Raw genomic sequence first — 14,095 nt, 5'->3', positions numbered from 1 at the left:
AGAATATGTTTGGGCAATATGTAATGAATATTAGAAGTATTAAAGGACGAATTGAAGTTTGTTCGTCGTTTTCTTATTGAGAGTAATTCCAATTGGAAATTTTTCTGTAGATTTATAAAATATTCAATCTATTAAAATCATAAACAATATGGTAATATAAGAAAAGATTAATAGGACAAAAGACACCTCAGTAGAGCACCAAATAGGAATGTCCAATAATGAGCGACAATGAACATACTGACGCTAGAGGTGAACCATGTTTTGGTTTGCTTTTTTTGTGGTTACGATACTAAAAACTATTAATGAACCTTATTATAAAATTAGGATTAATTTCCTAGTTAATGTACAGGTTTTACATAAATAGGGGGTGGATTTAAGTGCTTGCTTTTAAGTAAGTACTTAATAAAGATGATTTGGAAATTGGTACCAAGATGGATTGTGAATATGATGGGACGTGTTTCGTTTTCAAAAAAGTTTCTTTTGTTTTTTATTGCTTTTTCCGTCCCAATGATCGTTATTATATATGTATTATCAACGGATATTAACAAGAAAATAACTCAGAACGAAATAGAGCAACAGGCATTAATTTCATTGCAACATTTTGCGGAACTTTTACGCCATAACCAAACACATCGAGGGTTAAAACAGTCCTATTTGAGAGGTTATGAAGAATTTAGTGATCCTGTAAATGAACAAAAGCAGTTAGTTGAAGCAAAAATAATGGATATTGATCGACAAATTGAAAAGGATTGGAAGAGATTTATAAACATAAGTAAGTGGAACTTGATAAAAAAGCAATGGGAAGATGTAAAAAACGAAACGAATGTTCTAAAAAGTTTTGACGGTCACACTGAAATGAATTCAAATCTTTTAAAGATCATTGCAACGATCGTAAATGAGGCGCATATTTATTTAAATCCAGATCCTCAATTGAATCGTTTAAGTATAACAATTAATGAAGATTTACTATTAAGCACTGAACAGATTGGTCAATTACGTGCTTTTTCTACACAGCTAACGTTACAATCAGCACCGTTAACCGAAACGCAACACCATCAGTTGCTAGAGATGTTCGGAAGTGTGCAATTACTTCTCGATAATTTGGAAATGAAGGCGTATTATCTTCAAGATAAAAACGGAGAACATCTATTATTAAAACAGCAACAGCAATTTAGCGAACAAACAATAATGTTTATTGAACTTCTTAAAAGTAATGAATTTCGGCCTAAGGATCCTGAGATCGTTTTTGAACAAGCAACGGGAGTTATAAATAGTGGTTTTCAATTATATGAGAAAGGTAATTTTATATTAATTGAACATTTACAAGAAGCCAACAAAGCCTATAAGAAAGGCCAGTTCTTACTAGTACTACTATTTCTTTTCTCCATTTTCTTAATCTACCTTTTATTCGGTGGAGCATTTATATCTGTAGTTCAAACCTTGCAGACTCTACAAAATGGAACTGCGCGCTGGATCAAAGGGGAGTTAGGGACCAGAATTCGAGTAAATACTAATGACGAATTAAAGTCAATCGGTGATTCTTTTAATCAACTGGCTAGCAGTTTTGAAGAAAACCTTAAAGAGAATATTCGTATTCAAGAAGATTTACAACATTCACTTAAGAAAAATAATCAGTTGGCAACAGCTATCAATAATTTGGAAATCGGTGTCATTATTACCGATCCTCAACAGCCGAATAACCCTATTACCTTTGTAAATGCTGGCTTTGAAAAGTTAACAGGGTACAAAGCAGAAGAAGTGATTGGTCGTAAATCAAGCCCGTTGCAAGGTGAGAAAACGTCTCTTGAAGCTAAACGACGAATTAGAGAAGGTATAGAAAAGGAAGAAGCTTTTTCCCTAGAGATTTTAAATTATCGGAAAGACGGGGAGACGTTTTGGAATTACTTAAGTATTACACCTGTCTACGAAAATGGAAAATTAGTCAATTTCCTAGGTTTACAAACCGATATTACGAAACAAAAAAAGGCAGCTGAAGAAATTTATTCACTTGCATTTTATGATCAACTTACAAACTTGCCTAACGATAACAAATTAGAGTCCAGTGTTACCAGTGATATTCAATTGAATATGAAACAAGCAACCATTCTTCGGTTAGATGTGGTTCGGTTTAAGAATATAAACCATGCAAGAGGTTTTAGTTTAGGGAACTTAACTTTAACTGAAATTGCTAGGCGCCTGAAACATTCGATAAAGGATCAAGGAATGGTCTCTAGACAATACGGTGATAAGTATACGGTTTATTTACCAAACATTGCTGACCCAACGGAAATTAATAAAAAAATAGAAGAAATTCACCAACAATTTCTTCAGCCATTTGAGGTTAATGGATATACCTTTTACCTGGAAGTTTCGGTCGGTGTGAGTCGATTCCCAATGGATGGCAACGACTTTATAACGTTAATGCAACATGCAGAAGCAGCGATGTTTCAAGCGAAAGAACATGATGATAGGCAGTATGTGTATTATCAAGAAGACATGCATAAAGGCTTTGAAGAAGAATACGTATTGGAAAATTATTTAAGAGTTGCAATCGAAAACGAGGAACTATTCCTTACGTATCAACCGAAACAAGATTTAAAAACAGGAAAAATTAATGGCATGGAAGCTCTTATTCGATGGAGCCACCCTAAGCTAGGAATGATTTCACCATTTAAGTTTATTCCGTTAGCAGAAAAAACAGGTTTAATCTACCAAATTGGCGAGTGGGTTCTTTTAGAGGCTTGTAAACATAACAAAAGGTTGCAAATGCAAGGTTTTGATCCGCTCATTATTTCGGTTAATATATCAGCGAAGCAGTTTAATAACAAAGAATATTTACTTTCAACGATTGACCGGATTCTTGAGGAAACACAATTAGACCCTCAATATCTAGAAATAGAGTTAACAGAAAGTGTATTCCAAAACCCAACGGTAGTTAAACCAATCTTAGAAGAAATAAAACAACGTGACATCCGTGTCTCGATTGATGATTTTGGAACGGGTTATTCTTCCTTGAGTTATTTAAAGCTATTTCCAATTGACGTGTTAAAAATTGATCGTGCGTTTATTAAAGACCTCTTAGAAAATGAGGATGATCAAAAATTAACCCAATCCATGATTGATATTGGTCACGGTTTAAACCTTAAGGTTATTGCTGAAGGGGTAGAGACTGCGGAGCATATTGACGTATTAAAAACAATGAATTGTGATGAAGTCCAAGGGTACCATTTAGCGAAACCGTTAACTGCTGATGAGTTTGTTGATTTTTTAAATAACAATAAAAGTCGGAGAGTTTGATGAGAAGCTAGAGGTAGCAATTGAAAAGCATGAAAAGGGGTGCGAACGAATGTCGTTTCGGGCCTCTTTTTTTGTTTTTAGCATTTATGATCAGCCATTTTGAAAAATTCTCTATTTTTAATATACATTAGGATAAAAAAACCAAACAAACGAATACTACCATAGAGCATACATACGGGGGTGTGGCGACTAGAAAAGTGCAATGAATGTGTTGTTTTATTTAGTGATGTAGGTAAAAAATAGGAAAAAAAGTGGAGGTTGGAAGAATGAATAAGAAAAAGTTTGCGATAGTTGCGTTAGTGTTCATGATGATCATGTCTTTCTCAGCAGGAGTATTAGCTGCAGAAAACCCTGGAGCTAAAAAGGATATTGTGGATACAGCAGTACAAGCAGGTGACTTCAATACGTTGGCTGCTGCTTTAGAGAAAGCAGGTCTAGTCGAGACGTTAAAAGGTAAAGGGCCGTTCACTGTATTCGCCCCAACAGATGCGGCATTTGAAAAACTATTAAAAGAATTAGGCGTAACGGCAGAAGATTTATTAGCTCGAAAAGACCTTGCTGAAATCCTGTTATATCATGTAGTACCAGGTAAAGTGATGTCTGGTGATCTGAAAGACGGCATGAAGGTTAAAACGTTAGCGGAAAAAGAAGTAACGATTACACTTGACCCGACTCGAGTGAATAAAGCAAACGTCGTTAAACCAGACATTGAAGCTTCGAACGGTGTGATCCATGTAATCGATGCGGTGCTATTACCATAAGGGATAGAAAAGACTATCTATATTTAAAAACTTAAAAAATATTAGAAAGTAAGACTGAATTCCTTGTACCTGTTGAATTCAGTCTTTTTATTTGGTTGTATAGAGCACGGTAGAAAATCGAGAGTAAAGTGGAAGATAGGTTAGCGGATTCTCCTAGATTTTACCTCAAGCGCACACTAAAGCGGTGGATAGGTTAGCGGATTCTCCTAGATTTTACCTCAAGCGCACACTAAAGTGGTGGATAGGTTAGCGGATTCTCCTAGATTTTACCTCAAGCGCACACTAAAGTGGTGGATAGGTTAGCGGATTCTCCTAGATTTTACCTCAAGTGCACACTAAAGTGGAGGATTGGTTAGCGGATTCTCCTAGATTTTACCTCAAGCGCACATCAAAGTGGTAGATTGCTTAACAGATTCACCTAATAACCCACTATTATCTTTCATCACTATTCAAAATAGATAAGGTTTTTATAAAATAATGGAATTTAAGCATCCTTTCTTTAAACTACTCGTCTATAATTACGAAAGGTGAATAGGGGGATGAAGAAATGAACGATCACGAACTCATACGTGAGATTCTTGCAGGTGATCAACTAGCTATTCAGGAACTGCACGACCGATATGTCGATCGTATTTTCCAGTACATTTACATACAGACGAATAGCTATCACGATACAGAGGAGCTGTTGCAGGATGTTTTCTTTAAGACTGCGAGGCAACTCGAACGATTTGAAGGAAAATCCTCATTTAAAACGTGGATTTTCAAAATTGCTCGAAATGTCGTGATTGATTATTACCGTAAGAAAAATAAAGAACGTCAGTCCGTTGCTATGGATCATGACAAGATGGAAGATTTCGGGGGAAAGAGTGAATCTGCAGAAGATATCTATCTGCGGAATGTACATATGAATGAAGTTCTTGAAACCATTGATCAGTTGCCGAGCCATTATCAAACGGTTCTGCACTTAAGATTTATTGAAGACTTTTCTATAAAAGAAACCGCAGAAATTATGGGCAAATCTACTCTTGCTGTTAAGTCGTTGCAGCACCGCGCTAGGAAGGCCCTTTTTGAACAAATTAATTTGGGGGTGAGCAGCAGATGAATGAGCGAAAACAGAGGGACGAAGAGCTTTCGTACATTATGAAACATAAGGAGAGGATGAAAGCACCTAAAGCTGCACGTGAAAAAAGCCTTCATGCCTTTCAAGCCGGCCTACATGAAACCAGTGACTTACAAAAAACGGTTCAAAAGCGACAAAAGCTTCACCAACTCGTCATTGGAAGTACTGCTACTGTTGCTGCCGCCGGGATTGCTGGACTACTAATATTCAATACTACATTTCTACAAGATGAGAAACCGCTAGATGAAAGGGATATAATCATTGGAGGTGGTGAAAGTAGAGAAATCCAGCCTGAAGAACATCTTGAAGTACAGAATCCGGCCATTGAAAGTGATTTTTCAGTAGAAACGGTTTTAGATCGACCGCCTTTTGATCACGATGATTTAAACAGGTTGGGAGATTACCGAATTTTCAATAACTCTTTTAATGTTAAACTTCCAAGAAACTGGACAGTAACTGAAGATAAAGGTGAAGATGTTCATTCGGTGGTTATGACTGGGCTGGACTCGGAAAGCATGAAGCTTTTGCTTTTTAATGAGACAGTGAGTAAAGATCAATTCAATGATGAGATTCAAAAAGTAACTTCTCAGTTTGAACATATGGATCAAATCACACTTGCTCCAGAAGTATTAATTGAGGAATTGAGGTTTAATAATCGGGTTAGTTTTCCTCACAAACAGGTGTTTCCTTTTGAGATAGAAAATGCCCGGATATCTGTGTATATCGATGAGGAAGCTGGACGTTTTATTGAGCTTTATGCTTCCCAATTATTTGGGTATCCGTTTATTTATACTGCAGAATTCCCGTTAGATAATTGGGACAGCTCGAATTTATCTTGGATCTTTTTAACGAATTTAACGGTAGATACGCCATTTACGATTCCAGGTACAGTCGGGGCGCCCCATCCTGAATATGGACGTTCATTGGAAAAAAGTGTCGTGCTGATGGTTGGTGCTATGGGTTATGAGCAAGTGGATATGAAACTGTTTGAAGTTGAGGAACTTAAAATAACAGGCTATCTTCCTCGTAGTACCGATGTAGAAAAGATTGAACATCAACACTTTACGGAATGGCGGTTTACCGAGCCTGGTGTTTCGAACAATAGTTTTTATTCGTTTGGTAAATTGAAAGAAAGCTTCAAGATTGACCAGGGAAAAGAAATAATGTTTGATGCGTTTAATATTGATCTTGCTTATCAAGAAGATTTAGGTGGCAGTGCGTCTGGACACTACGCTTATGTAAGTCACATGGATGAAGAATTTATGGATGGCCATTTTCAACTGTTTGAACAATCAGGTCAATGGTATTACAAACATAAGCATGCAGACCGAGAAGATTATAATGGTGGAGTCTATTATCAGAGGTTAGAATACTTTATCAACTCACTGGAATGGAATTAAGGTAAGTGTTTTAGTAGGCTAGGTAGTTAATTTAAAATTGGTTTATTAGACAAGCGCTCAGATTAGATCTGAGCGCTTTTGCATGTTTTTATTATCAATCTGAATATCACCAATTCCTAACCTAGGAATACTCGTCAAATGGGTAGCTATCGAATTTTTCATAAGGATAATAACTAGAAGTTGCCGTAAAAGGATAGGCTGGTACTTCTCTGCGTGCTTTTTCGAGTTTTTCTCTAAAGTCATCCAGTTGGTGGTGTAATAGGTTAAGCTTTTGTTTTTTCTGTATCCACTTTTTTCTATAGTGTCGAGTAGTGAAGTGAAGGATGATTAATGGTGTTCCAAAGAAAAGGAATAGCTGAACCCCTTCTTTTGGTGCAATCCAAATAAAAAATAAAAAGATAAAGGCCATCATCAACCAAAGCACCATAAAGCAACACATCAGCAACGGACTTTCTAAGTAACGTTGAATTCTTTGTTTTTCATTAAACTCGTGTCGTGATTGGTTAATCATGGCATAATACTTACTTTTGATTTCTTGGTTTGACATTTCGCGGATGTCTTTTAAAGAAAACCACATGGCTATCTTCCCTCCTAACCTATCAATAATGCTATAAAAGCAAACTTATTTAAGGTGGAATTCTTATTTAAGAATAATGTATGGGAAGCGGAAGATAAAGACCTTCTTTGCTATATGTAAATAATGGAACCCCTAAGGTTTAAATGTGTTCAATGTAACTTGAAAAAACGATTGTAAATAAAATACATGATTGGTGTTGATTAGTAAAGAATATACAGTGGGAATCGTGTGTCCTTTACGTGCTTGCGTATTTAGAAAACCACACTGAATGGTAATGCACATCTTTTGAAAAGAGGCAGATGACATTGAATGCTAAATATAAGTATAAAACATTGTTCGTGACCCTTTTTAAATGGATCTTTTTGGGTGGGGTTATTGGTGTTGTTATTGGATCGACAACTGCTTTACTTTTAACAACAAATGAATTCCTAGGAAATACACGTAAGGATAATGCTTGGCTCATTTATTTTTTACCGATAGGGGGCTTAGTCATTGGCTATATGTATATGCAGTTTGGGAAGGAATCTGGAAATGATGCTGCGAAAGGAAATAATCTTGTCATTGAAGGAGTACACGGTATAGCTAGAGTTTTACGGCGAATGGGACCGATCGTTTATTTAGGGACGTTTATTACGGTTATTTTTGGCGGGTCAACTGGAAGAGAAGGTGCAGCGATCCAAATGGGCGGAAGTGTGGCAGAAGCCGTAAATCAATTTTTAAAAGTGAATGTACTTGATACGAAAATCATTCTTATGAGTGGCATTAGTGCGGGATTTGGAGCAGCCTTTGGAACCCCGATTACGGGTGCTGTATTCGGGATGGAAATGGTCGCTTTAGGGAAGCTGAAGTACGAAGCCTTTGTCCCTTGTCTGACGGCTAGTTTTGTCGGTCACTATATGACGGAATATGCTTGGGATGTCAAACATGAAACATTTGTGGTTCAAACTATTCCTGAATTATCAGTGATTACGTTTGGAAAGGTCATTTTTCTTGCGATTCTTTTTAGCCTCTTGAGTGTGTTATATTGCCAATTGCGTCATGGACTTCAACGGATATCTGAGAACTATTTTAATAAAAATCATATGAAACGAGCGTTTGTTGGTGGAATTATTATTGTTGTTTTAACTTTGATCCTAGGAACACAAGAATACAATGGGCGTAGCTTAGATATGTTGGAACAGTCCTTTACAGAAGAAGTCCCGCCGTATGCATTTATTGCAAAGCTGGTGTTTACCGCCGTTACAATGGGTATGGGCTTTGTTGGAGGAGAAGCAATTCCGCTGTTTTTTATGGGGGCAACGTTAGGCAATGCCTTATATCAATTCATGGATTTACCGTTGTCTTTCTTGGCCGCATTAGGAATGATCGCAACGTTTTGTGCGGGAGCGAATGTGCCGATTGCTGCCTTTCTTCTCAGTCTTGAGATGTTTGGGGATAAAGGTATCGAGTACTTTTTTGTGGCCTGCCTCACCAGTTATATTGTCTCAGGACATCACGGGCTATGGCCGTCTCAATCGATCCATGAACCGAAAAGCCGATTGTTTACCATTCCTGATGGAGAAACGATTGAGAGTGTAGAGAAAAGGGGGAAGGGTTCAACTTAGACTAAACCATTACATAATAAAAAAACGGTTGTCATCCAAGTTAATGAAACCTGTTTTATTTGAAAAATCGGTCGTCCATAAAGCTTATGACGTCCGTTTTTTTTATTATATCTAATCTAGAGATTAATTCCTCGTTATTCAACGAAAAGATAGGACTCTTATAGAAAACCAAACAGAAAATGATAAAGAAATCTCTGTGATAGTTAGGAAAGCCGTCTCAATCAATGGAAGCTGTGATAAAATGGGATTATCAAATTTTACCAGATGGATATAAAAAAGAGCATTATGGAGGAAACCATGGAAAGTGAACAACTAAAGATTTTTAATGAAAATCGAGAGGTAATTGGTGAAGCCAGCCGGGAAGAGGTGCATAAAAAAGGCTACTGGCATGAAGTATTTCACTGTTGGCTTGTCAGCCAAGAGGAAGCTGGAACATATGTTTATTTGCAACTTCGTAGTAAGGATAAAAAGGACTACCCGAACCTTTTAGATATTACAGCCGCAGGGCATTTGTTAGCGAATGAAACGGTTGTTGATGGAGTGAGAGAGGTTAAAGAAGAACTAGGCATTGATGTAACGATAGACGATTTAATTTCCTTAGGTGTTATTGATTATTGTGTAACGAAAGATCATTTCATTGATAAGGAATTAGCAAATGTGTTTCTACATAGTAGTAACAAGAGCTTTGATCAATTTACGCTCCAAGCGGAAGAAGTTGCCGGGATGTTTAAAGCGGATTTTAGCGATTTTTGTAATCTGTGGCATGGTGAGGTGGAAACCCTAATGGTAAGCGGTTTTGAAGTTGATGATGATGGAAGTGAGATCGTAGTCAAACGACAAGTAGGAAAAGATCATTTCGTTCCTCATCCAGAGTCGTTTTATCAAACAGTAATTCATAGAATAAAAGAAAAGATATAAGTGGTTACTTCTTCATTTAATCAAATAGTAGTTTTCTAGTAACAGAAGCTAGATTAATAAGCTTAGGCAATGAGAGGGGGGCTGTAAATGCCAAAGTGTAAAAATTGTTACACTCGATTGAAGTGGAGTCAAATCTTAAAGGCGAATATGTCTTATAGTATGACAACGTGTGAGCACTGTGGGGCTAATCATCAAATCACATGGTTCTCAAGGTTTTTAGTCACTCTTTTGACAACTTTTCCACTTATTATTTTTATATTTACTTTAACCCCTTTTACGAATGTATTTCTAACATTGATTTCAGGTTTAGCCATTGCTTGTGTAGGTTTCTTGCTGACACCTTTTGTTGTGGATTATGAGGAGAAGCATAAGTAGTATCTAGTTGTACTCCTAATAGATTTGATAAATAGTTTTATAGGTTTTTTGCTATTAAAATAAACAGGGAAAGAGGGAAGGCTGTAATGCAGAAAATCAATTTTGCAAAAAATGCGGTTACTTCAGAAGCAGAATTAAGAGATATCGTAGGGTCTCCTAATCAGTACGTTAAGAACAAGGTAGTCTCGGTTATTGATGAACAATGTAAAACGTTTATTAAAATGTCCTCTCTCCTATTTTTGGCGACTTCTAATGCTGATGGTAAGTGTGACGTATCTCCAAGGGGCGACCGGACCGAAGCAGTTCACGTTTTAAATGAGAGTCAACTCCTTATTCCTGACCGCCCCGGGAATAAGAGAGTCGACTCGATCCAAAATATCCTCTCAAACCCTCATGTTGGGCTGATTTTTGTCATTCCCGGAATGAATGAGTTGTTACGAATTAATGGTCGAGCAACGATTGTTAGAGATTCTGAGATTTTGAGTACATGGAACGTTGAAGAAAAGCCTCCATTGTTAGGCATCGGGGTGGATGTAGAAGAATGCTTCATTCACTGTACTAAAGCTTTTCACAGGTCTGGAGTATGGGATTATAATTCATGGCCAAACGTAGAGCCTATCCCAAAAATGATGGATATTTACAAAGAGCACCTGAAAATCAATGGGCTGGAGCTAAGCAAGTAGGAAAATAAAGGAGTTCGGTAGCGGGTACCTTTATCCTATTACAGTGATAAAGGTACCTGCTACCGCAAATGTGGCAAAAGGCAGGTGTATAGAATCAAACATATCCATTCGTTTATATCAGGCAATTTGCCCTTATTAATTATTTTTGTTGCATTTTTTACATATTTTTTCCCGTTTCATTTACAAGTACCGAGTTGGGTGCCGAGTGTGTTACTTGGTTTGGTCATTTTCTTTACCGGCCTGTCGATGAATGTGGAAGCGATTAAGAAGATGCGGTCGAAGTACGGTGTGTTAGGATTAGCTACCTGTATAAAATGGACAATTACCGTGCTGATCTCTATTGCTTTAGCCCATTTGTTTTTTGCGACACGTCCGGAAATAGCTGCCGGTGTTATTTTGTCAGGTACGGTTCCGAACGCGACAGCGGCAACGCTTTACACATTTATTGCCGGTGGGAATACTTCCTTAGTCATTGCGGCGTCTTTTTTAGATATCATCATAAGTCCGATTGTAACTCCTTTGGCATTACTTGGTATTGACGGGGAAAATGTCACTATCTCCTTTTTTAATTTACTGCAATCTTTTGTACTTATCGTCATTATACCGATCACAGCTGGGCTCTTCTTTCAACGAAAGCTTCCTCATATAGTCGCTAAGTCGGTGAGTTATACAAAACTGGGTTCATCGATTACACTGTTGCTCATCATTCATACGATTATTGGAAGTGCAAAAGGGGCGATCTCTTCAGAACTGATAATTATTCCAATCATTACACTTGTTGCCTTTTTACAAGTGACTTTGCCAATGCTGATCGCTTATTTACTCTTGCAATTAAAATGGCTAAAAGTAGAAAATGAAGATGTAACGGCGATTGTTTTTCATGTTGGATTATGTAATACCGCTTTAGCTGCAATACTAGCGATTGAATTTATTAGTGACATTGCCGCCATCCCAGCCATTATAAATATGGTTATTAATCTGTCATTTGGATCTTTTCTTGCTAATTACTTGTCCAAGAGAACACCTGAACCAGAGTTGATTAAACAGGCAAACTAAAATGTGTCTGTTTGTTTAGAGATACTATATTATTATTATGTAAACTAATGAGCTCGTATTTATACAGATTCAATGTCAGCAATACGATTTTCCATAATAGTAAAAAGCCAGACACTTCCAAGATTTTTGAAAGTAGCTGGCTTTTCTTAAGCTTAGGTGCTTACGCATCTTAAACTGCCATTAAGACATCCAATTTGGCGGGGTGTTTTTATCCCAATAGATGGTACCAATTTCATGATGGGTTTCAAAGTTATCACTGGCGGTGTGGTAGTGAAAGTTAAACCAATAACCTTGTTGCGGCGGGTGATCTCGACGGACATGGAAACGATATAAATCTTCTCCATTCCTCATATCATAGACATGAAAGATCTTCTCACCTAGACCATCCGAAGGGTCATTCGTAATATATAAATTTCGAAGCAGTTCCTCATCAGCTTGTTTGCTAATATCGGCAAGCGTTTCTTCTAGCTTAGGGAGAATAAGATCGCGGTATTCATCTTCTATTTTTGATTTAATTCTGTTTCCAAACTTATTCATCGTTTGTGAATCTGCATGGTAAACCGTGTAGTCTATCCATCTTTCAACGATTTCCTCACTGTCTGTTCCTGCAGCAACTTCATGCCATGGGAGCATCATTATGTCCGTGTCAGAGGTTGTATCATCTTCGAGAGTAGTTAGAATATGTACTTCGTCTGAAGGTTTTTCCTTTTGACTAACCTCTGCATCTGATGGTGACTTTGCTTCAGATTCATTCGAATACAAATAGGGAGGTGGAGTAATTGTTCCTAATGTTAAAACCGTAATAGCAACAAATAATGACTTCCGTAACCAGTGTGGCATCTCATTTCCTCCAGTTAATAACTTTTCTAGTTTATCTATTTTCTAAGTCATGTAATTCTATTTTAAGTAATTTTATTTTCTCACGATTTTAGCTAGATTACTAGGATTACATAGGATTTTTAATCAAATTGTAATGAATGTTAGAGAATTGATTCTTGTCACCTTAGAAGAAATGAGTATTGCGGAAATTGAAGCAAAAATTAGGATTAACACGTTTAGATTTGTTGTAATGTAAACCCAAAAGGTGATAAAGCAGTGAACTATAAGGAAGATAAGACAAAAAGGTGAACTAGAATAAGGAATTAGGTACCTCATCGCACACTTTGTCTGCGAATCACCCAGACATTGATGTAACAAAAAGGAGCTATACCTTAACCTCGTCACCTTATAAAGGGAGAACAGAGTATACGTTATCATAAAGAACAGCCTACTAAGTCGAAGGAGTAACACCTTTACTATTTGGAGTAGAAGTAACGGATTTTTGCGGATCGCCTTTACTTTTATTAAATAGTTCTTTAAACTTCGATGAAACTTTTAATAGATTTTGCTGTAAATCCATGCTCGGTTCAATGTCTTTAATATTTAGTTGGAAGGTCCGAACCATCGCAATCATCGCAATAGGGTCAACAATCGCGCGTTTAATCATCGATGTAATAATAAAAGCACCAATGATGGCAAAATAACCTAGAACAGCTGCACCTTCAGCACTACTCGTCATAGCGGACGCGATAGCCATCAATGGAAAGACACTAATAAAAAAGACACTGAGATTTAGTATAAAGACAAAAGCTACGATTCCAGCTGCTGTAAGTACAATGTTTTTCCAACTTTGTGCATATAATACAACACCATCACATGCAGATTTCCAAACGCTTTCTGTTTCTTCTTCACCGTTTTCGGTCATCTCACTTTTTCTAAGCATGATATAACTCAAGATGGCTTCGTCAATATAACGTAGACTTACTTCCATTACTTTACTTAAGATCCCTATGACCTTCTTAGCGCCAGGTATGAAATTAAAAAAATTACCTATTCTCATCAACCATCTTTGAATTTGGCGAACAGCTGCATATACAATCTTATCTAAGACAAAAGCAACATTAGCAGAGCCAAAGTTAGTAATGACTTGATCTTTGCCATAGGTAATTTGATTTTTTCCTTCAGGCACTTCACCTTTTCTTAGCAATTCGGTTACAACCGAAATATGACCAACTTTAACCATATACAAGAAATATCTCTCAACAAACCGCAATACCCCAAAAACGGTAAAAAACGTAACAATCATCATGATAATGAAAAATCCTGCAGCGAAATCAAACCAATTAAAAAGTAAGATTCCTAACCCAATCATAAGTCCTAAGAAAATCAAAGAAATTAGCCCAAACAATGCATAAACGACAAGCCTAGAAATAAAGAAAGGCATCGTACGCACGATGAGTTGTGTAATTGACATATTTCCTTAAC

General features: G+C 36.9%; 12 protein-coding genes. 9 read left to right on the top strand and 3 right to left on the bottom strand.

Going from position 1 to position 14,095, the window contains the following annotated elements; all coding sequences use genetic code 11:
• The first annotated feature begins 381 nt into the window (after window positions 1–381).
• The 4 genes from N7Z68_RS07990 to N7Z68_RS07975 all read left to right on the top strand — a co-directional run bounded on the left by N7Z68_RS07990 (window position 382) and on the right by N7Z68_RS07975 (window position 6,578).
• Window positions 382–3,297: a bifunctional diguanylate cyclase/phosphodiesterase gene (locus N7Z68_RS07990; RefSeq protein WP_275117944.1), complete on the top strand. Its 2,916-nt coding sequence runs from the start codon at window positions 382–384 to the stop codon at window positions 3,295–3,297.
• Window positions 3,298–3,563: 266 nt separating this feature from the next.
• On the top strand, window positions 3,564–4,058 hold the full coding sequence (locus N7Z68_RS07985; RefSeq protein ID WP_275117943.1) for a fasciclin domain-containing protein: 495 nt from the start codon (window positions 3,564–3,566) through the stop codon (window positions 4,056–4,058).
• Window positions 4,059–4,605: 547 nt separating this feature from the next.
• On the top strand, window positions 4,606–5,160 hold the full coding sequence (locus tag N7Z68_RS07980; RefSeq protein WP_275117942.1) for an RNA polymerase sigma factor: 555 nt from the start codon (window positions 4,606–4,608) through the stop codon (window positions 5,158–5,160).
• The gene (locus N7Z68_RS07975; RefSeq protein WP_275117941.1) at window positions 5,157–6,578 is read left to right on the top strand and encodes a hypothetical protein; all 1,422 of its coding nucleotides are present in this window, start codon (window positions 5,157–5,159) and stop codon (window positions 6,576–6,578) included. Before N7Z68_RS07980 ends, N7Z68_RS07975 begins: the two co-directional genes overlap by 4 nt.
• 121 nt (window positions 6,579–6,699) lie before the next feature.
• Here N7Z68_RS07975 and N7Z68_RS07970 read toward each other — a convergent pair whose 3' ends face one another.
• Window positions 6,700–7,155 (bottom strand): hypothetical protein, encoded by a 456-nt coding sequence (locus tag N7Z68_RS07970; RefSeq protein ID WP_275117940.1) that lies wholly within the window; start codon window positions 7,153–7,155, stop codon window positions 6,700–6,702.
• Between the two features lie 305 nt (window positions 7,156–7,460).
• Here N7Z68_RS07970 and N7Z68_RS07965 point away from each other — a divergent pair, with 305 nt between their 5' ends.
• The 5 genes from N7Z68_RS07965 to N7Z68_RS07945 all read left to right on the top strand — a co-directional run bounded on the left by N7Z68_RS07965 (window position 7,461) and on the right by N7Z68_RS07945 (window position 11,791).
• Window positions 7,461–8,759 carry a voltage-gated chloride channel family protein gene (locus tag N7Z68_RS07965; protein WP_275117939.1) on the top strand — a complete coding sequence of 433 codons (1,299 nt, stop codon included), beginning with the start codon at window positions 7,461–7,463 and terminating at the stop codon, window positions 8,757–8,759.
• A gap of 297 nt (window positions 8,760–9,056) precedes the next feature.
• Window positions 9,057–9,677 carry an NUDIX hydrolase gene (locus N7Z68_RS07960; protein WP_275117938.1) on the top strand — a complete coding sequence of 207 codons (621 nt, stop codon included), beginning with the start codon at window positions 9,057–9,059 and terminating at the stop codon, window positions 9,675–9,677.
• Between the two features lie 87 nt (window positions 9,678–9,764).
• The gene (locus N7Z68_RS07955) at window positions 9,765–10,052 is read left to right on the top strand and encodes a TIGR04104 family putative zinc finger protein (protein ID WP_275117937.1); all 288 of its coding nucleotides are present in this window, start codon (window positions 9,765–9,767) and stop codon (window positions 10,050–10,052) included.
• Window positions 10,053–10,138: 86 nt separating this feature from the next.
• Window positions 10,139–10,735 (top strand): MSMEG_1061 family FMN-dependent PPOX-type flavoprotein, encoded by a 597-nt coding sequence (locus tag N7Z68_RS07950; RefSeq protein WP_275117936.1) that lies wholly within the window; start codon window positions 10,139–10,141, stop codon window positions 10,733–10,735.
• A gap of 84 nt (window positions 10,736–10,819) precedes the next feature.
• Window positions 10,820–11,791 carry a bile acid:sodium symporter family protein gene (locus N7Z68_RS07945; protein ID WP_275117935.1) on the top strand — a complete coding sequence of 324 codons (972 nt, stop codon included), beginning with the start codon at window positions 10,820–10,822 and terminating at the stop codon, window positions 11,789–11,791.
• 180 nt (window positions 11,792–11,971) lie between these two features.
• On the opposite strand, the gene N7Z68_RS07940 is transcribed toward N7Z68_RS07945, so the two are convergent.
• Window positions 11,972–12,631: a YpjP family protein gene (locus tag N7Z68_RS07940; protein ID WP_275117934.1), complete on the bottom strand. Its 660-nt coding sequence runs from the start codon at window positions 12,629–12,631 to the stop codon at window positions 11,972–11,974.
• 430 nt (window positions 12,632–13,061) lie between these two features.
• The gene (locus N7Z68_RS07935; protein WP_275117933.1) at window positions 13,062–14,084 is read right to left on the bottom strand and encodes a hypothetical protein; all 1,023 of its coding nucleotides are present in this window, start codon (window positions 14,082–14,084) and stop codon (window positions 13,062–13,064) included.
• Window positions 14,085–14,095: the final 11 nt, after the last annotated feature.

The sequence above is a fragment of the Alkalihalobacterium chitinilyticum genome, from assembly GCF_029028005.1.
Lineage (GTDB): Bacteria > Bacillota > Bacilli > Bacillales > Bacillaceae_F > Alkalihalobacterium > Alkalihalobacterium chitinilyticum.
This window is presented reverse-complemented; position numbering and strand designations above follow the sequence as displayed.